The organism is Variovorax sp. YR216, assembly GCF_900107745.1.
Taxonomy (GTDB): Bacteria; Pseudomonadota; Gammaproteobacteria; order Burkholderiales; family Burkholderiaceae_C; genus Variovorax.
Window position 1 is genome coordinate 290,408 of the sequence record NZ_FNRO01000002.1, and the last position, 17,771, is coordinate 308,178.

The window sequence follows — 17,771 nt, forward strand, 5'->3', positions numbered from 1 at the left end:
AGAACGATTGCGGGCCGTTATGAGAGACCAGGCGCTACTAGACAAGATCGACCTTCACCTGATCAGGGTTCTACACACCGTGCTTACAGATCGCAGCGTCTCGCGTGCAGCCATCCGATTGGGGATGTACCAGCCCGCCGTGTCCGCCGCCCTCAAGCGGTTGCGCGAGCTTTCGGGCGACCCGCTGCTGGTGCGGTCCGGCTCGGGCATGGTGCCGACCGATGCCGGGCTGCGCATGATCGAGCCCGCGGCCGCGATCCTGCGCTCCGCCGAGATGCTGTTCAGCGACGCGCGCGGCTTCGATCCGCAGACGGCGCAGACCACCTTCCGCATCGCGGCGAGCGACTACATGGACCCGCTCTTCTTGCCGCAGCTCGTGGCGCGCATCAAGAGCCAGGCGCCGATGTGCCACATCGAGATCCATCCGCTGTCGTCCGATTCGGACTACCACGCGCACCTGTCGCTCGGGCAGGTGGACGTGGTGATCGGCAACTGGCTCAAGCCGCCGGAAGACCTGCACATGGCGAGGCTCTTCGGCGACGACATCGTCTCGCTGGTCAACAAGGACCATCCGGCGGTGCGGCGCGGCTGGGATCTCGAAAGCTGGCTCTCGGCTGAACATATCGCCCCGACGCCCACGCACCCCGGCGCGCGCGGGATCATCGACCAGATGCTCGACGAGATGGGCCGCCAGCGGAACATCACCGCGCGCTGCGCGCACTTCGGGCTGATCCCGGACATGGTCGCGTCCAGCCTGCTGGTGCTGACCACCGGCCGCCAGTACTGCGAGCGCTTCACCGACCGGCTGCCGGTCGCGATCCTCGAGTGCCCGGTGCCGTTGCCGCGCCTCATGTACTACCAGCTGTGGCACGAGCGCACCCATTCGTCCAGTTCGGCGCGCTGGCTGCGCGAGCGGACCAAGGAAGTGGCCGCGTCGCTGCGTCCGTCGGCGGCCGCCGCCGTCGCGAGCGGCACCGGATAGACCTGGATTTCTTCGCGCCGGGCGTCGCGAACCAGCACGAAATCACGCCATCGACCCATAAAGACTCGGAGACAAGACGATGAACCGGACAGACCAAGTGCTCGACCTCGGCGGGCAGGACCTCTCACGACAGCGCACTTCGCCCGCCTCGAAAGGCTGGGCGGAGCGACTCTTCAAACTGGAGGAGCACGGCACCACCGTGCGCACCGAGATCGTGGCGGGGCTCACCACCTTCCTCACGATGGCCTACATCATCTTCGTGAACCCGTCGATCCTCGGCGACGCGGGCATGCCGAAGGACGCGGTGTTCGTTGCCACCTGCCTGATCGCGGCGCTCGGCACCACGATCATGGCGCTCTACGCCAACTACCCGATCGCGCTCGCGCCGGGGATGGGGCTCAACGCCTACTTCGCCTATGTGGTCGTGCTGCAGATGGGCTTCACCTGGCAGGCGGCGCTGGGGGCGGTGTTCATCTCGGGGTGCCTCTTCCTGCTGGTGACGGTGTTCAAGGTGCGGGAACTGATCATCAAGGGCATCCCGCATTCGATACGCATCGCGATCACGGTCGGCATCGGGCTCTTCCTCGCGATCATCGCGCTCAAGAGCGCGGGCATCGTCGCGCCGTCGAAGGCCACCTACATCACGCTGGGCGACCTGCACACGCCGCAGGTGGTGCTGGCGACCATCGGCTTCTTCCTGATCGTGGTGCTCGACCGGCTGAAGGTGCCGGGCGCGATCCTGATCGGGATCGTCACGGTCACGGTGCTCTCGTTCTTCTTCGCGGGCAACACCTTCCACGGCATCTTCGCCGCGCCGCCGTCGATCGCGCCGACCTTCCTGCAACTGGACATCAAGGCGGCGCTTTCGGGCGGCATCCTGAACGTGGTCCTGGTCTTCTTCCTGGTCGAGCTGTTCGATGCGACCGGTACGCTGATGGGCGTGGCGCGCCGTGCAGGGCTGCTGGTGCCGGGGCGGATGGACCGGCTCAACAAATCCCTGCTGGCCGACAGCGGCGCGATCTTCGCCGGCTCGCTGCTCGGTACCTCGAGCACCACCGCGTATGTCGAAAGCGCCGCGGGCGTGCAGGCGGGCGGCCGGACCGGGCTGACCGCGCTGACGGTGGCGGTTCTGTTCCTCGCCGCGCTGGTCATCTCGCCGCTCGCCGGCGCAGTGCCGGCCTACGCGACGGCACCCGCGCTGTTCTTCGTGGCATGTTTGATGCTCAAGGAACTGACCGAACTGGAATGGGAGGAAACGACCGAGGTCGTCCCCGCCGTCGTGACGGCGCTGACCATGCCTTTCACCTATTCCATCGCCAACGGTCTGGCGTTCGGCTTCATCTCCTATGCGGTGCTGAAGCTGTTCACCGGGCAGGGCCGGCAGGTGCACTGGATGGTGTGGCTGATCGGCGGCGTCTTTCTCTTCAAGTTCATCTACATCGGCGGGCATTGACTCACCCCCAGGCTTCGCGCACTTCGTGTCGCTTCGCCAACCCCCTCACCGGGGGCAACACCGGCGGCCCGGCAAAGCCGGCTCCGCGGTGTTCCTAGGTTGAGGCGCTTGGTTTCGGGGTTGTAATACGAGCATGAAAGAGCAGGCACAGGCATGACAGTTCATCGATTGCAACTCGCGCACATCACCAAGCGCTACCCCTCGGTGGTCGCCAACAGCGATGTGTCGTTGACGGTGGCGCCGGGCGAGACCCACGCCGTCCTCGGCGAGAACGGCGCGGGCAAATCCACGCTGATGAAGATCATCTACGGCTCGGTCAAGCCGGACGAAGGCAGCGTGATGTTCAACGGCAACCCCGTGAACGTGCGCAACCCGCAGGAAGCGCGGGCGCTGGGCATCAGCATGGTGTTCCAGCACTTCAGCCTGTTCGACACCCTCACCGTGGCCGAGAACGTCTGGCTCGGCCTCGACAAGAGCCTGTCGCTCGCCGAAGTGGCCCGCCGTGTGCAGGCCAAGGCCGGCGAATACGGGCTGGACATCGATCCATCGCGCCCGGTGCACACGCTCTCCGTCGGCGAGATGCAGCGCGTCGAGATCATCCGCGCGCTCCTCACCGACCCCAAGCTGCTGATCCTCGACGAGCCGACGTCGGTGCTCACGCCGCAGGCGGTGCAGAAGCTCTTCGTCGTGCTCAAGAAGCTGGCTTCCGAAGGCTGCAGCATCCTCTACATCAGCCACAAGCTGCACGAGATCCGCGAGCTGTGCACCGCGTGCACCGTGTTGCGCGGCGGCAAGGTGACCGGCGTGTGCAATCCGCAGAACGAATCGAACGAATCGCTCTCGCGCCTGATGATCGGCGCGGAGCCGCCGCCGCTCACGCACCGGCCGATCCATGCGGGCGACGTGGCGCTCAAGGTCAAGGGGCTGACGCTGGCGCGCGAGGACCAGTTCGGCGTGGATCTCGACGGCATTTCGCTCGACGTGCGCGCGGGCGAGGTGGTCGGCATCGCCGGCGTGTCGGGCAACGGGCAGAAGGAGCTGCTCTATGCGCTCTCGGGCGAGGACACGCGCGCCCAGGCCGGGATGATCGAAGTGTTCGGCAAGGCCGCAGCACATTTCCGGCCGCGCCGCCGCCGCGCGCTCGGGCTGCATTTCGTGCCTGAAGAACGGCTCGGACGCGGCGCGGTGCCGACGCTCGGCCTCGCGCACAACCTGCTGCTCACGCGCAGCAACGCGGTCGGCAAGGGCGGATGGATCCGCACCCGTGCGCTGAACCAGCATGCCGCCGACATCATCAAGCGCTTCAACGTGAAGGCCGGCGGACCGAGTGCGGCGGCGCGCTCGCTCTCGGGCGGCAACCTGCAGAAATTCATCGTCGGGCGCGAGATCGACGCCAACCCGAAGATCTTCATCGTCTCCCAGCCGACCTGGGGTGTGGACGTGGGTGCGGCGGCGCTGATCCGCGGCGAGATCCTCGCGCTGCGCGACGCGGGTTGCGCGGTGCTGGTGGTCAGCGAAGAACTCGACGAGCTCTTCGAGATCAGTGACCGGCTCTACGTGATCGCCAAGGGGCGCCTGTCGCCCTCGATCGACCGTGCCGCCGCCACGGTGCCGCAGATCGGCGAGTGGATGAGTGGCCTGTGGGACAAGTCGCGCCATGCCGCCACGGCGCCTTCGGAGGTGGCCCATGCTTAAGCTCGAACCCCGCCCGCAACTGTCACGCTTCTGGAGCTACGGCTCGCCGATCCTCGCGCTGCTGGTCACGGTGCTGATCGGCATGGCGCTCTTCGCCGCGCTCGGCAAGGACCCGGTCAAGGGCCTGCTGGTGTTCTTCTGGGAGCCGATCAAGACTCCCTACGCGCTCGGCGAGCTGATGGTCAAGGCGACGCCGCTGCTGATCATCGCGCTCGGCCTCGCGGTGTGCTTCCGGGCCAATGTGTGGAACATCGGCGCCGAAGGGCAGTTCGTCTTCGGCGCGATCGCGGCCGGCGGCGTGGCGCTCCTGGCCGACAAGAGCACCAGCCAGATGATCGTCGTCCCCATCCTGCTCGCGGGTGTCCTGGGCGGCATGGTGTGGGCCGGCATCGTGGCGTTCCTGCGCGACAAGTTCAACGCCAACGAAATCCTCGTGAGCCTGATGCTGGTGTACGTCGCGACGCTGCTGCTCGGCTACATGGTCTACGGGCCTTGGAAGGACCCGCATGGCTACAACTTCCCGCAGACCAAGACCTTCGAGGCGGTGACGCAGATCCCACGGCTGATGAAGGGCTCGCGGGTGAGCATCGGCCTCGTCATCGCGCTGGTCGGCGCGGGGGCGCTCTGGGTGTTCCTGTTCCGCACGCGCGCGGGCTTCGCGCAGCAGGTGGGCGGGTTGGCGCCGGCGGCGGCACGCTATGCGGGCTTCTCGGCACGGCGCGCAGTGTGGATCGCGTTGCTCACCTCGGGCGGTGCGGCAGGCCTCGCCGGCGCGCTCGAAGTGGCGGGGCCGCTCGGGCAGCTCACGCCGTACGTACCGGCGGGCTACGGCTTCGCCGCGATCATCGTCGCCTTCGTCGGGCGGCTGCATCCGGTGGGGATGATCTTCTCGGCGGTGCTCATGAGCATGTTCTATATCGGTGGTGAACTGGCGCAATCGCGGCTCGGCTTGCCGAAGTCGTTGACGGGGGTGTTCCAGGGCCTGCTGCTCTTCACGCTGCTGGCGTGCGACACGCTGATCGCGTATCGCATCCGGCGCAAGGCCGCGCCGAAATCGGTGCCTGTGACGCCGGGTACGTCATCGCTGCAAGCCAGCACACCATTGACCGCACCTGTTGCCCGGCCGACCGAAGGAGCCGCATGATGGAAAGCTACGCACTCCTCCTGGGTTCCACCCTGAGCGCCGGCACGGTGCTCGCCATCGCCGCGCTGGGCCTGCTGATCAACGAGAAGGCCGGCATCGTGAACCTCGGCGCCGAGGGCATGATGCTCTGCGCCGCCATCGCGGGTTTCGCGACGGTCGTCGTCACGCACAACACCTGGCTCGGCTTCCTGGCCGGCATGGCGGCGGGCGCGCTGCTCGCGGCCTTCTTCGGCGTGCTGGTGATCTGGCTGAACACCAACCAGTACGCGACCGGGCTGGCGCTGAGCCTGTTCGGCGTCGGTTTCTCGGCCTTCGCGGGCATCAACTTCGTGCAGGCCAAGCTGCCGGCGAGCACCTCGTATGCGCTGCCGGTGCTGGGCGACATTCCGCTGGTCGGGCCGGCATTGTTCCGGCATCACCCGATGGTGTATTTCGCAGTGCTGCTCACCTTCGGGCTGATCTGGTTCCTTTATCGCACGCGGTCGGGGCTGGTGCTGCGCTCGGTGGGCGAATCGCCGGAATCGTCGCACGCGCTGGGCTATCCGGTGCGGCGCATCCGCTTCCTGGCGGTCATCGCGGGCGGCGCGCTGTGCGGGCTCGCGGGCGCGTACCTGTCGACCGTCTACACGCCGCTGTGGGTCGAAGGCATGGTGGCAGGCCGGGGCTGGATCGCGCTGGCGCTCACCACCTTCGCGACCTGGCGGCCGATCCGCGTGCTGCTCGGTGCCTACCTGTTCGGCGGCGTGTCGATGCTCGGCTTCCACCTCCAGAGCACGGGGGTTCAGGTGCCCAGCCAGTTCCTCAGCATGCTGCAATACATCGCGCCGATCGTGGTGCTGGCTTTGATCTCGCGCAACCCCGCGTTCATCCGCGTCAACATGCCGGCTTCAATAGGAAAACCGTTCTACCCCGGCTCATAATTGCGTTTCGTTTTGTTTCGTCGCCAACCCGTCCTTTTGAGGATTTCAAACAATGACTGATCTGAACAAGCGCTCCCTGCTCAAGCTGGCCGCCCTGACCGCGGTGGCTTCGGCGGCCCTCGTGGGCTGCGGCAAGAAGGAAGAGGCACCGGCAGCAGCGCCTGCCGCTCCGGCGCCCACGGCGGCTGCGCCGGCACCCGCTGCGGCCGGACCGCTGAACATCGCCTTCGCCTACGTCGGCCCCGTGGGCGACGGCGGCTGGACCTTTGCGCACGACAACGGACGCAAGGCGCTCGAGAAGGAGTTCGGCGACAAGATCAAGACCACCTTCGTCGAAAGCGTGCCCGAGGGCGCCGACGCCGAGCGCGTGTTCCGCGACATGGTCAGCCAGGGCAACAAGCTGATCTTCGGCACCACCTTCGGCTACATGGAGCCGATGCTCAAGGTCGCGGCCGACAACAAGGACGTGAAGTTCGAGCATGCCACCGGCTACAAGACCGCCGAGAACATGCGCACCTACGACAGCCGCACGTATGAAGGCGCGTACATGGCCGGCATCGTTGCCGGCGCGATGACCAAGTCCAACGTCCTCGGCGTCGTCGGCTCGGTGCCGATCCCCGAAGTGCTGCGCAACATCAACAGCTTCACGCTGGGCGCGCAGTCGGTCAACCCGAAGGTCACGACCAAGGTGGTGTGGGTCAACGAATGGTTCAGCCCGCCGAAGGAAACCGAGGCGGCCACCGCCCTTATCAACGGCGGCGCGGACGTGCTGTTCCAGAACACCGACTCGCCGGCCGTGCTCAAGACCGCGCAAGAGAAGGGCAAGCGCGCCTTCGGATGGGATTCGGACATGACCGCCTACGGCCCGAAGGCGCACCTCGCCTCGGCCACCATCAACTGGGCGCCGTACTACATCAAGGCCACGCAGGACGTGCTCGACGGCAAGTGGACCACCGGCCAGAGCTGGTGGGGCGTGAAGGAAGGCGCGATCGATCTCGTCTCCATCGCCGAAGACGTGCCGGCCGAAACCAAGGCCAAGGTCGACGAGGTCAAGAAGGGCCTGAAGGACGGCAGCTTCTCGATCTGGAAGGGCCCGATCCTCGGCCAGGACGGCAAGGAACTCGTGGCCGCCGGCACGGTCGCCGACGACAAGTTCCTGACCGGCATCAACTTCTACGTCAAGGGTGTCGAAGGCTCGGTGCCCGGCGGCGAGAAGAAGTAAGCAGGAAAGCCCGGACGCTTCCGGCACGAAGGGGTTGCTCATGGGCAACCCCTTTTTGTTTCAGGCCCCAACGATGATTGAGAAAGAACTTTGGCACCCGGTTGCGCTCGCTGACGACGTGGCGGGCGTGCCGCTCGCCGTGCGGCTGCTCGGCGAAGATCTCGTGCTGTGGCGCGACGGCGCCGGCGCGGTGCATGCGTGGGCGGACCGCTGCCCGCATCGCGGCGCGAAGCTGTCGCTCGGCCGCGTGGTCGAAGGCGAGGGTGGCAAGCAGCTCGAATGCCCGTACCACGGCTGGCGCTTCGAGTCCGGCGGCCGATGCGTCCATGTGCCCGCGCTGCCGGCCTTCGTGCCGCCGGCCGCCAACCGCGCCACAACTCATGCAGCGTGTGATGCAAGCGGCCTCGTGTGGGTGCGCATCGATGCCCCGGCCGGAAGCGAACCGCCCGTGCCGCTGTTCGCGGCAGAGCACGACGCCGGCATGCGCAAGATCGACTGCGGGCCGTACGACGTCGAGACCAGCGCGCCGCGTCTCGTCGAGAACTTCCTCGACATGGCGCATTTCGGCTTCGTGCACGAAGGCTGGCTCGGCGCGCGCGACATGGCGGTGATCGACGACTACCGGGTTGAAGCCACGCCCAGCGGCCTGCTTGCAACGGGTTGCAAGGCCTGGCAGCCGCAATCGACCGTCAACTCGACCGCCCCGGCGCAGGTCGAATACACCTACGAGGTGACCGCACCCTACACCGCGGTGCTCACCAAGGTGCCCGATGCCGCGAGCGTCGGCATCGACGGCTACCGCGAATCCATCGCCCTCTACATCTGCCCGATGGAAGCCGAACGCAGCCGCGTGTGGTTCCGCTTCGCCACTTCGGATTTCGCGCGCGACGCCGATTCGGTGCGCGCCTTCCAGGACACCATCTTCCTGCAGGACAAGCCAGTGCTCGAATCGCAAAGGCCGAAGCGCGTGCCGCTCGACCTGCGTGCCGAGCTTCACACCGTGGCCGACAAGGCTTCTTCCCTCTACCGCCGCCACCTGAAGTCGCGCGGCATCACCTTCGGAGTCTGCTGATGACCATCTTCTCCCGCACTGTTGCGCCCATTGCGGCGGACCGCCTCCCCGACCTGCTGCGCGCCATGCCCAAGGCCGAGCTGCACATGCACATCGAAGGCTCGCTGGAGCCCGAGCTGATCTTCGCGCTGGCGCAGCGCAACGGTGTTTCGATCCCCTACGCCAGCGTCGAGGACCTTCGCCGCGCCTACGCCTTCACCAATCTCCAGAGCTTCCTCGACATCTACTACGCCGGCGCCAGCGTGCTGCTCAAGGAGCAGGACTTCTACGACATGGCCTGGGCCTACCTCGAACGCGCCGCCGCCGACAACGTGGTGCGCACCGAGATGTTCTTCGACCCGCAGACGCACACCGAGCGCGGCGTCGCGATGCAGACGGTGATCGACGGCCTGCACCGCGCCTGTGTCGATGCCAAATCGAAGCTCGGTGTCGATGCCGAGCTGATCATGTGCTTCCTGCGCCACCTGAGCGAGGAGGATGCCTTCGCCACGCTCGAACAGGCGCTGCCTTTTCGCGACCGCTTCATCGGCGTCGGGCTCGATTCGAGCGAGCTCGGCCATCCGCCCGAGAAGTTCACGCGGGTGTTCGCGCGCTGCCGCGAACTGGGATTCCATCTTGTCGCGCACGCCGGTGAGGAGGGCCCGCCGGCCTATGTCTGGAGCGCGCTCGACGTGCTCAAGGTCGAGCGCATCGACCACGGCGTGCAGAGCACCAAGGACCCGGCGCTCATGAAGCGCCTCGCGCAAGATCGCATTCCGCTCACGGTGTGTCCGCTGTCGAACCTCAAGCTCTGCGTCTTCCCTGACCTCGGCCAGCACAACCTGCGCGCGTTGCTCGATGGCGGCCTGGTCGCGACGGTGAATTCCGACGATCCGGCCTACTTCGGCGGCTACATGAACCGCAACTTCACCGAGACCTTCTCCGCCACCGGTCTCAACGCGCAGCACGCATGGCAGCTCGCGGCCAACAGTTTCGAAGGCAGCTTCACCGATGCGGCGACCAAGCGCGGCTATGTCGACCGGCTCAACGCGGTGTTCGACAGCTTCGCCTGAGTCCGCGATGGGTTCGCGAGCAGCGGCAATGCGATCAACGCGCAGGCCGCCGCCGCGAACCACACCATCGGCCAGTCCCGCCATGCGAGCAGGTGCGGGATCGACCACGGCGTGACGAAGCACACCACGAACACGCTGGTGTTGGCCATGCCGAGCGCGGTGCCCGCGCGCGCCGGTCCCGAGAGCGTCGCGAGCTCGGTGTAGCCCACCCCGTGCCAGGCCGAGACGCACACTCCGCAGCCCAGCAGGAGCACGACCAGCAGAACCTGGGAGGTTGGCGATGCGGCGTCGCCCACCGCGAGCGTTGCGAAGCCGAGCACGGCGAACAGGCCCGCGCTCAACGCACTGCAGGCGCGCAGGTACGCCGGCCGGTTGCGGCGGCGATCGGTCCAGCGGCCGCTCCACACGCGCATCACCATGGCGCCGGCCTGGACACCCACCATCGTGGCGCTGATCGCTGCAAAGCCGATGTGGCCGAAGTCGTGGAGGAAGACGGTGCCGAATGACAGCACCGCGAACTGCGGCGCGCACAGGATGCCGATGCCTGCGACGAGGCGCCAGACGCGCGTGTCGCCAAGCGGTCCGCGCGATGACGGCACGGCTGGCGCGTCGGCGCGCGTTGCGTTTCGGGGCGCGACCGGCGGTTCGTGCACCCAGCACCACGCGAGCAGGGCGCTGAGCAGGCACAGCGCGGCGAGGAAGACATAGAGCAACGCGAAGCCGGCATGCAGCGCGATCGCCGGCAGCAGCAGCGCGCCCAGGCCGCCGCCGAGCGGCACGGCGGTCTGCCGGATGCTCATCGCAAGCCCGCGCTCACCCTCGGCGAACCAGCTCATCACGGCGCGCCCGCTGGCGCCGTTGACGCTGCCGCCGAGCAGTCCGACGAGCAGGAGGCCCGCGCCGAGCCAGCCGGGCCCGGGGATGTGGCCTGCGTGCGGCGCCGCGAGCAGCGCCATCGCCAGGAGCGCGAGCGCGGTCGCGCCGAGGCCGGTCAGGAGCACCGGGCGGTCGCCCCAGCGGTCGGTCAGCAGGCCCCACGGGAGCTCGCTGATCGCGATGCCGAGCCCGATCAGCCCCAGCATGAGCCCCAGGGTGGCGTTGTCGAGCCGGTAGCCCGCGCGCATGACCACGGCGGTCATCGGAATGCCGCTGAAGGCGACGGAAAAGGCGGCATTCGCCGCGACGCCGGCCGCGAGCACTTTCCAGCGGTGGCGAGAGGAGGTGGAGGCGGGATGTTGCATGACGCGACGCAGTTTCCGCTTCGGGCAATGTTTTGAAAATCAGAAAATAATCAACGTTCAGTTCAGAAAAACAGGATGGTTGAAATGGGTCAGGTGTTGTTCGATCTGGACGTGCTGCGCAGCTTTTCGACGGGCATTGCGCTGGGCAGCTACGCGCGTGCGGCCGACCGCCTCGGGCGCTCCACCTCCGCGGTGAGTGCCCAGCTCAAGAAGCTCGAGGCCCAGGCCGGAACGGCGCTCTTCCGGCGCGCGGGCCGCGGGCTTCAGCTCACCGACGCGGGCGAGACCATGCTGGCGTACGCCCATCGCATGCTGGAGATCAACGACGAAGCGGCCGCAGCCATGCGCGGCGCGGACCTCGAGGGCTGGGTGCGCCTCGGGGTGCAGGAGAACCTCGGCGAATCGGTGCTCCCGGCGGTGCTCGGCCGTTTCGCGCGGGCACATCCCAAGGTCCGCATCGAGGCGCACATGGCACGCAGTGCCGTGTTGCGCGAGCGCCTGCATCTCGGGCAACTCGACCTGGCGCTGATCTGGGAAGTGAAGGGCGCGCCGGGCGTGGCCGAACTCCCGAACCGCGAGCGGCTGATTCGGCTCCCGCTGCAGTGGGTCGGGCCCGCCGACCTCGACGCGCTCGATGCACCGTGGTGGACCGAGCGCCGCGCCGCCGGCGCGCGGAAGCCGCGGGAGCCCTTGCCGCTGGTGCTGCTCGACGCCGCGTGCCCCTTGCGCGCGACCGTCACCGCCGCGCTGGATCGCGCGGGCATCGCGTGGCGGCATGCGTTCACGAGTTCGAGTCTTTCGGCGCTCTGGGCCGCGACATCTGCCGGACTGGGGCTGTCGGCGCTTACGGCCTTCGGCCTGCCGGCGCAGGTACGCGCCTTCGACCACGGGATGGCCGCCTTGCCGGCGCTGCCGCCGATGACGCTCGCGATGTACCGCGCGCAGGCGGAGTCCGAGCCGCCGGTTGCGAGAATGGCCGATCTGCTGCGCGATGCGGTGCGCGACGGCTCGCGCGCCTTCTGAGCCTGCGCTCGCCGGTCAGGCGCTCAGGGGCGCGCCGCGTATTGAAGTCCGGGATTCGCCCGATCGTGTTCGTGGCAGCAGGCGTCCGCGTTGCCATCGTCCAGCCCCAGTTCGTCCCGACCCTTCTGCGTGATGCCGACGACTTGCGCCGGGCGCTGCAGGAGCATCGCGATCGCGGGATGGTGTGCAGCCGGCACGAAGGCCACCACCAGTCCCGCAGCGCGCAGGATCCTGACCTGGTCGATATCCGCCGTCTCCGTGAACGACATCGGCAGGGGCGAGCCGGCAATCCGGCGCAGAAGGTCGATGGCCATGTTCGTCTCCTTGCCGATGTTCCGGTTCACGTTCAGAGGTCCTGCATGCCGAAGGCGGGGTCGCTCACCGTATGACGGCCGGTTTCGATGCGGCCGGCCAGGCGGCGGTAGAACGCGGCGTCGGAATCGCAGGTGACGGCGAAGTCGTACCAGTAGCCCTGGTCCTCGGTTTCCCAGTGCAACTCGGCTTCGTCGCCGCCCTTCACGCGCACCGTCCAGGGGCCATCGTGGCGGTAGGCCTTGGCCTTCACGGTGAACACGCAGGGTTTCTCCCCCTCGTTGCGCAGCTTCAGGTGCAGACGGCCGCTTTTCGCGTGGTAGCCCACGCGGATCTCGGGATCGGGCGCATTGCCGGCGCGCAGCTTGTTGAGGTCGCCCTTGAAATGCCGGTGCCAGCCGTTGGGGCCGAGCACCCAGAGGTCATACAGGCCGGCGTTGTCGGTCATCGCGGCCCAGGTGTCGTCGAGCCGTTCGCGGGGCTCGACCATGTAGCGATGCGGCAGCCGCTCGAGGTGCAGCTTGTCGTACACATGGAACACCGCGCCCGCGTCGCCGGTGTTGGCGAAGATGAGCTTCACGCGGCCTTGCCGCGCGTCGGCACGCAGGCTGGCGTGCAGCTCGTAGGGCAGGGCGCGCGAGGGTCGCGTGCCGGTGGCCTGCTGCGGCAGCATCGGGTTCGAGGGCGGCGTGATCTTCGCGAGCTTTTCCTGGTCGGCCCGCAGCAAGTCCGCCTGGTCGCGCGTCTTGCGGCCCGCGAGCGTCGGCAGCACTTCGTCGTTGGGCCGCTCGAAGTTGAAGGCGCTGGTGAGGTCGCCGCACACCGCGCGGCGGTAGCGGCCGATGTTCGGCTCCTTGACGCCGAAGCGCTTCTCGATGAAGCGGATCACCGAGGTGTGGTCGAACACCTGCGAGTTCACCCAGCCTCCGCGGCTCCATGGCGAGATCACGTACATCGGCACGCGCACGCCCGGGCCGTAGACGCGGCCGTCCGGTTTCGGCTGGCTGGTGGTGCCGGGCGGATTCGGGTGGTTGAAGCGCTCGAAGGCGACATCGGCCTCGGGCAGGGTGGTCTTGCCGGCAGGCGTGCCGTCGGCATTGATCGACGGCGCCGAGGGCGAGGGGTGATGGTCGAAGTAGCCGTCGTTCTCGTCGAAGTTGACGATCAGCACCGTCTTGCTCCAGACGTCGGGCACGGCGGTCAGCGCATCGAGCGTCTCCTGGATGTACCAGGCACCCTGCACCGGGCTCGACGGGCCGGGGTGCTCCGAATAGGTGGCCGGCGCGATGAGCCACGACACCTGCGGCAGCTTGCCGTTCTTCACGTCCTGGCGGAAGCGCTCGAAGTACGTCTCGGGATTGCCGAAGTCGCCCGGCATCGTGTTCGCGATGCCCTTGTAGAGCGGGTTGCCGACGTCGTCGCTGGCCGGGTCGTAGGCCGGCGAAAGCGCGTCGTTGCTCACCGGCTTGCCCGAGGCTTCGTTGGCCTTGCGGTACTGGCGGAAGCCCGCGAGCGGGTTGTCGCCGTAGTTGTCGGGCATGTTCTGGTAGACCATCCAGCTCACATTGGCGGCCTGCAGGCGTTCGGGGTAGGTCTTCCAGTCGTAGCCGAGCGTGGAGGCGTCGATGGAGTCCCACTCGTTGTTCACCGTGGCCACGCCGGCGCCGGTCGGGCCGTTGGTGCCGGTCCACAGGAACATGCGGTTCGAGTTGGTGCCGGTGTGCATCGCGCAGTGATAGGCGTCGCACACGGTGAAGGCATTCGCCAGCGCGAACTGGAAGGGCAGCTCGGCTTCCTTGAAGTAGCCCATCGACGCCGCGGTCTTGTAGCGCGGCCATTGCTCGATGCGGCCGCCGTCCCATGCGTTCTGGCCGTCGACCCAGGTGTGTGGCGTGCCGCTGAAGCGCTGGGCGTTGCCCTTGCTGCTGTCGAGGTAGAAGGGCAGCACCGGATTGCCGGTGGCATCGTTCTGCTGCCACACGCTGCGGCCCTGCGGCAGCGGAATGGTGAAGCGGTCACCGAAGCCGCGCACCCCGCGCAGCGTGCCGAAATAGTGGTCGAAGGACCGGTTCTCCTGCATCAGGATCACGACGTGCTCGACGTCGCGGAGGGTGCCCGTCTCGTTGTGCGCGGGAATCGCGAGTGCGCGGCGGATGCTCGGCGGAAACGCGGCGAGCGTGGCGGCGGCGATGCCTGCGGAGGCGGAGCCCTGGATGAAGCGGCGGCGCGAGGTCATGGTGCGGTCCCTCCTCAGGGGGCGTAGCTGACGTCGGAGGACGAGGTGCCGCCCGTGTCGGACGACGTCGCGGCCGTATCGCTCTTCTGGCTGGCGGTGCTGCTCTGGCTGGAGGACGACGTGCCGAGGGCGGCCACCGAGCCACCGCTGCTGCCGCCGCCGCAGGCGGCCAGCGACAGGATCAGCGCGAGCGCGCCGAGGAAGCGGGGAAACTGGGGAAACCGGGGAAATCCGTGCATGGGAGCTCCTTGTCGTGGGTGGGTATGAGCGCCGCAAGACTAGGGAGCCGCGATGACACCGGCATGAACCGGGGATGACCTCCAGGCGACGTGGGCGTGACACGCATGGCTGCCCCCCGAAGGCGACCCGGGTAAAATTCGGGATCGGCGCTGGTGCCCCCCAGCGCCGAACTTCGTTTCCGGGGTCATGTAGAGGAACACCATGTACAAAAACCTCGCAGCCGCGCTCGCGGCCGCCTGTTTTTTCCTTCCCGCTTTTTCCCAACCCGCGCCGAAGGCCGATCCGCTGAAGATCGGCTTCGTCTACGTCACGCCAGTCACCGACGCCGGCTGGACGCGCCAGCACGACGAGGGCCGCAAGGCCGTCGAAGCCGCGCTGCCCGGCCAGGTGAAGACCACCTACGTCGACAACGTGGCCGAGGGCCCCGATGCCGAGCGCGTGATCCGCGATCTCGCGCAGCAGGGCAACAAGCTCATCTTCACGACCAGCTTCGGCTACATGGAGCCCACGATGAAGGTCGCGCGCGACTTTCCCGACGTGAAGTTCGAGTCGATCACCGGCTACAAGACCGCGCCCAACGTCGCCGTCGCGAACGCGCGCTACTACGAGGGCCGCTACCTCGCGGGCGTCGCCGCCGGGCGCATGACGAAGACCAACGTCGCCGGCTATGTGGCGGGCTTCCCGATTCCCGAGGTGCTGCAAGGCATCAACGCCTTCACGCTGGGCATGCGTTCGGTCAACCCGAAGGCGCAGGTCAAGGTGGTGTGGCTCGACCTGTGGTTCGATCCGCCGAAGGAGCGTGAAGCGGCGATGACGCTGTTCAACCAGGACGTGGACGTGATCTCCTTCCACACCGGCTCCACCGCGGTGATGGCGGCGGCGCAGGAGCGCGGCAAGCTCGCGATCGCCTATCACTCCGACATGCGCAAGGTCGCGCCCGACGCGCAGCTCGTCGCGGTGACCCACCACTGGGGCGACTACTACACCCGGCGCGCCCGCGAGGTGCTCGACGGCACCTGGAAGAGCGGCAACACCTGGGGCGGCGTCAAGGAAGGGATGATCCGCGTCGGCGATTTCGGACCGAAGGTGCCCAAGCCGGTGCAGGACGAGGTGATGGCGCGGCAGAAGGACATCGCCGGCGGCAAGCTCAAGCCCTTCCAGGCGGTTGCCGCCGACGTGCGCGACAACGAGGGCCATGTCGTCATCGCCAAGGGTCAGTCGCTCGGCGACGAGCAGATCCTCAACATGAACTGGCTGGTCGAGGGCGTGCAGGGGCACGTGGGGCGCAAGACGCCCTGAGCCGCTTTAGCTGCTCAACGTTTCAGTGGACGAAGCCCGTCTCACGGTGGAAGTAGGCCCCTTCGGGGTCCAGGTCCTTGACTTTCTTCGCCGGCTGGCCGGCGTACACCACGTATTCCTCGGTGTGCGCCTTGTTGAGCAGCGATCCCGCGCCGAGCACGGTGCGGTCCGGTAGCACTGCGCCGCCCAGCACCGTGACGCGGGTGCCGAGCAGGCAGTACGAGCCGATGCGGATCGGCTTGCAGTCCTGCCGGTTCTCGTGGGTATCGATGCCGTGCGTGATGAGCTGCGAGCCGTAGCCGGCCACGGTGGTGAAGGCGCCGATCTCGATCCGGTCGGTGCAGTCGATGATGTGCTGCTTCGTGATGGCCGAGTGGTCACCCAGGAACAGCGCCGGATCGCGCCCTGCACGTTGACGGAAATGCTCGCCGAGCCGGGGGTGGCCGGTGACCCAGTTGGATCGCCCGATGTACGAATGCGCACCGCACTCCATCCGGTCCAGGTGAATCGCCACCGTGAAATGGTCGATGTGCGCGCCTTCGTGCATCACCAGCTCATTCGGAAAGACGTAGGCCAGCCCGATGCGGGCGCCGTCCGCGATCTGGTAGCCCCAGAAGCGCCGCAGCATCCAGCGCTTGATCTTCCAGGGCAGCACGACGACGCAGAGCGCTAGCAGCCGCTTCATGAAGCGACCACCCTTCGTTCGCTGATGACGCGTTCGTAGGTGGCCTTGTAGTTGCTCGCCATCTGCGCCGCGCTGTAGTGCGAGGCATTTTCCAGACCCAGGCGGCGCATCTCGCCGAGGCGCGGCGCGGCCGCTTCCATCGCGGCGGCCATGGCGGACGGGTCGTGCGGATCGACGTACACCGCGCCTTCGCCGCCGATCTCGTTCATCGGCGCGAGGTCGGATGTGAAGACCGGACAGCCGCAAGCCTGCGCCTCGATGATCGGCCAGCCGAAGCCTTCCTGGAACGAGGGGAAGAGCAGTGCCGTCGCGCTGGCGTAGAGCGCACGCAGTTCCTCGTGGGACACCTTGTGCACGGTCTTGATGCGGTCGGCAACGCCATGCTTTTGCGCCAGCTCGAGCATTTCGGGCCCCAATTCGGGGCCGACGAAGAGAAGACGGTCCGCCATCGGCGGCTGCCCGGCGGCCGCGGCGCGCTCCTGCAAGGCGATGAAGGCTTCGAGGACGCCCGGGCGGTTCTTGCGGGCCATGTCCCAGCCCACGTGCATCAGGTACTTGTCCTGCACCGAGATCCCGAATCGGGCGATGAGCTTCTGCGCCTCGTCGGGCGCCACCGGCGCGAAGTTGTCGTTCAGGCCGTTGAGGACCGTCGTGGCACGGCGCTCTTCCGCCAGCCCCATGGAGAGCAGCTCCCGTTTCGTCATGGCCGACACGCATGCCACGAGATCGGCGTGGCCCAGGCCCTCTGAAATCAGCCGCTGGAACTGCCGCCCGGTCCAGCCGACATGCCAACCCTCGATCATTCCGTGCGCGGCCTGCACCGCGATCACGTCATGGCAGGTGATCACGTTCGGCTTGGACTTCACCCACCGGATGTACATGCCGTTGGAATGGTCGGCCACATGGACCACGTCGGCCCAGCGCAGGTGCCGCTTGAGCATGGGGATGAAGAGGACGAACTTGTCGATGTAGCCGAGCCACTTGAACCAGCGCGAGGTGACCGGCACACGCAGCACGCGCCTGGGGGGCGAGACGACGCGGAGGTCGCAGCCGATGCGTGGCAGTTCCCGCTCCAGCACGCGGCCGAAGGCGATCATGCTGGTCTGGCCGTCGGGCATGTAGTTTGCAATCAGAAGGACCTTCATCTTGCAGTGGCGCTCTTGGCGGCGTCGCGTGAATTCATCGATCAACCTGT

At 67.4% G+C, this 17,771-nt stretch carries 16 protein-coding genes; 10 read left to right on the top strand and 6 right to left on the bottom strand.

Annotated elements, in window-relative coordinates:
• Positions 1-19 precede the first annotated feature (19 nt).
• The 8 genes from BLW05_RS06175 to BLW05_RS06210 all read left to right on the top strand — a co-directional run bounded on the left by BLW05_RS06175 (position 20) and on the right by BLW05_RS06210 (position 9,540).
• Positions 20-982, top strand: coding sequence for a LysR family transcriptional regulator (locus BLW05_RS06175; RefSeq protein WP_093161133.1), 963 nt, complete (start codon positions 20-22; stop codon positions 980-982).
• Between the two features lie 79 nt (positions 983-1,061).
• Complete coding sequence (locus BLW05_RS06180; protein WP_093161134.1) at positions 1,062-2,435, top strand: NCS2 family permease; 1,374 nt, start codon at positions 1,062-1,064, stop codon at positions 2,433-2,435.
• A gap of 153 nt (positions 2,436-2,588) precedes the next feature.
• The gene (locus tag BLW05_RS06185; protein ID WP_093161136.1) at positions 2,589-4,130 is read left to right on the top strand and encodes an ABC transporter ATP-binding protein; all 1,542 of its coding nucleotides are present in this window, start codon (positions 2,589-2,591) and stop codon (positions 4,128-4,130) included.
• Positions 4,123-5,274: an ABC transporter permease gene (locus BLW05_RS06190; protein ID WP_093161137.1), complete on the top strand. Its 1,152-nt coding sequence runs from the start codon at positions 4,123-4,125 to the stop codon at positions 5,272-5,274. The genes BLW05_RS06185 and BLW05_RS06190 overlap by 8 nt, the downstream gene beginning before the upstream one ends.
• A complete protein-coding gene (locus BLW05_RS06195) occupies positions 5,274-6,194 on the top strand; it encodes an ABC transporter permease (protein WP_093161139.1) in 921 nt (306 codons plus the stop codon). Before BLW05_RS06190 ends, BLW05_RS06195 begins: the two co-directional genes overlap by 1 nt.
• Before the next feature lie 52 nt (positions 6,195-6,246).
• A complete protein-coding gene (locus tag BLW05_RS06200; RefSeq protein ID WP_093161140.1) occupies positions 6,247-7,416 on the top strand; it encodes a BMP family ABC transporter substrate-binding protein in 1,170 nt (389 codons plus the stop codon).
• Between the two features lie 73 nt (positions 7,417-7,489).
• Positions 7,490-8,488, top strand: coding sequence for an aromatic ring-hydroxylating dioxygenase subunit alpha (locus BLW05_RS06205; protein WP_093162083.1), 999 nt, complete (start codon positions 7,490-7,492; stop codon positions 8,486-8,488).
• Positions 8,488-9,540: an adenosine deaminase gene (locus BLW05_RS06210; RefSeq protein WP_093161142.1), complete on the top strand. Its 1,053-nt coding sequence runs from the start codon at positions 8,488-8,490 to the stop codon at positions 9,538-9,540. The genes BLW05_RS06205 and BLW05_RS06210 overlap by 1 nt, the downstream gene beginning before the upstream one ends.
• Here BLW05_RS06210 and BLW05_RS06215 read toward each other — a convergent pair.
• Positions 9,498-10,781: an MFS transporter gene (locus tag BLW05_RS06215; protein ID WP_093161143.1), complete on the bottom strand. Its 1,284-nt coding sequence runs from the start codon at positions 10,779-10,781 to the stop codon at positions 9,498-9,500. The two genes, BLW05_RS06210 and BLW05_RS06215, sit on opposite strands and share 43 nt — an antisense overlap.
• Before the next feature lie 84 nt (positions 10,782-10,865).
• Between BLW05_RS06215 and BLW05_RS06220 the strand changes: the two genes are divergently transcribed.
• A complete protein-coding gene (locus BLW05_RS06220; RefSeq protein WP_093161145.1) occupies positions 10,866-11,804 on the top strand; it encodes a LysR substrate-binding domain-containing protein in 939 nt (312 codons plus the stop codon).
• A 23-nt stretch (positions 11,805-11,827) separates the two neighbouring features.
• On the opposite strand, the gene BLW05_RS06225 is transcribed toward BLW05_RS06220, so the two are convergent.
• The 3 genes from BLW05_RS06225 to BLW05_RS06235 are packed head-to-tail and all read right to left on the bottom strand — an operon-like array spanning position 11,828 to position 14,591.
• A complete protein-coding gene (locus BLW05_RS06225) occupies positions 11,828-12,118 on the bottom strand; it encodes a hypothetical protein (RefSeq protein ID WP_143044777.1) in 291 nt (96 codons plus the stop codon).
• Positions 12,119-12,150: 32 nt separating this feature from the next.
• The gene (locus BLW05_RS06230) at positions 12,151-14,352 is read right to left on the bottom strand and encodes a phosphocholine-specific phospholipase C (RefSeq protein ID WP_093161148.1); all 2,202 of its coding nucleotides are present in this window, start codon (positions 14,350-14,352) and stop codon (positions 12,151-12,153) included.
• A gap of 14 nt (positions 14,353-14,366) precedes the next feature.
• Positions 14,367-14,591: a hypothetical protein gene (locus BLW05_RS06235; RefSeq protein ID WP_093161149.1), complete on the bottom strand. Its 225-nt coding sequence runs from the start codon at positions 14,589-14,591 to the stop codon at positions 14,367-14,369.
• A gap of 202 nt (positions 14,592-14,793) precedes the next feature.
• Between BLW05_RS06235 and BLW05_RS06240 the strand changes: the two genes are divergently transcribed.
• Complete coding sequence (locus BLW05_RS06240; protein WP_093161151.1) at positions 14,794-15,891, top strand: BMP family ABC transporter substrate-binding protein; 1,098 nt, start codon at positions 14,794-14,796, stop codon at positions 15,889-15,891.
• 22 nt (positions 15,892-15,913) lie between these two features.
• Here BLW05_RS06240 and BLW05_RS06245 read toward each other — a convergent pair whose 3' ends face one another.
• Together BLW05_RS06245 and BLW05_RS06250 are read right to left on the bottom strand one after the other, a co-directional pair.
• On the bottom strand, positions 15,914-16,576 hold the full coding sequence (locus BLW05_RS06245; RefSeq protein WP_093161152.1) for an acyltransferase: 663 nt from the start codon (positions 16,574-16,576) through the stop codon (positions 15,914-15,916).
• On the bottom strand, positions 16,573-17,721 hold the full coding sequence (locus tag BLW05_RS06250; RefSeq protein ID WP_143044778.1) for a glycosyltransferase family 4 protein: 1,149 nt from the start codon (positions 17,719-17,721) through the stop codon (positions 16,573-16,575). The genes BLW05_RS06245 and BLW05_RS06250 overlap by 4 nt, the downstream gene beginning before the upstream one ends.
• Between the last annotated feature and the right edge of the window lie 50 nt (positions 17,722-17,771).

Excerpts from the sequence above, each read along its gene's own strand:
- BLW05_RS06175 (WP_093161133.1), top strand. The coding sequence starts at position 20 with ATGAGAGACCAGGCGCTACTAGACAAGATCGACCTTCACCTGATCAGG.
- BLW05_RS06180 (WP_093161134.1), top strand. The coding sequence starts at position 1,062 with ATGAACCGGACAGACCAAGTGCTCGACCTCGGCGGGCAGGACCTCTCA.
- BLW05_RS06185 (WP_093161136.1), top strand. The coding sequence starts at position 2,589 with ATGACAGTTCATCGATTGCAACTCGCGCACATCACCAAGCGCTACCCC.
- BLW05_RS06190 (WP_093161137.1), top strand. The coding sequence starts at position 4,123 with ATGCTTAAGCTCGAACCCCGCCCGCAACTGTCACGCTTCTGGAGCTAC.
- BLW05_RS06195 (WP_093161139.1), top strand. The coding sequence starts at position 5,274 with ATGGAAAGCTACGCACTCCTCCTGGGTTCCACCCTGAGCGCCGGCACG.
- BLW05_RS06200 (WP_093161140.1), top strand. The coding sequence starts at position 6,247 with ATGACTGATCTGAACAAGCGCTCCCTGCTCAAGCTGGCCGCCCTGACC.
- BLW05_RS06205 (WP_093162083.1), top strand. The coding sequence starts at position 7,490 with ATGATTGAGAAAGAACTTTGGCACCCGGTTGCGCTCGCTGACGACGTG.
- BLW05_RS06210 (WP_093161142.1), top strand. The coding sequence starts at position 8,488 with ATGACCATCTTCTCCCGCACTGTTGCGCCCATTGCGGCGGACCGCCTC.
- BLW05_RS06215 (WP_093161143.1), bottom strand. The coding sequence starts at position 10,781 with ATGCAACATCCCGCCTCCACCTCCTCTCGCCACCGCTGGAAAGTGCTC.
- BLW05_RS06220 (WP_093161145.1), top strand. The coding sequence starts at position 10,866 with ATGGGTCAGGTGTTGTTCGATCTGGACGTGCTGCGCAGCTTTTCGACG.
- BLW05_RS06225 (WP_143044777.1), bottom strand. The coding sequence starts at position 12,118 with ATGGCCATCGACCTTCTGCGCCGGATTGCCGGCTCGCCCCTGCCGATG.
- BLW05_RS06230 (WP_093161148.1), bottom strand. The coding sequence starts at position 14,352 with ATGACCTCGCGCCGCCGCTTCATCCAGGGCTCCGCCTCCGCAGGCATC.
- BLW05_RS06235 (WP_093161149.1), bottom strand. The coding sequence starts at position 14,591 with ATGCACGGATTTCCCCGGTTTCCCCAGTTTCCCCGCTTCCTCGGCGCG.
- BLW05_RS06240 (WP_093161151.1), top strand. The coding sequence starts at position 14,794 with ATGTACAAAAACCTCGCAGCCGCGCTCGCGGCCGCCTGTTTTTTCCTT.
- BLW05_RS06245 (WP_093161152.1), bottom strand. The coding sequence starts at position 16,576 with ATGAAGCGGCTGCTAGCGCTCTGCGTCGTCGTGCTGCCCTGGAAGATC.
- BLW05_RS06250 (WP_143044778.1), bottom strand. The coding sequence starts at position 17,721 with ATGAAGGTCCTTCTGATTGCAAACTACATGCCCGACGGCCAGACCAGC.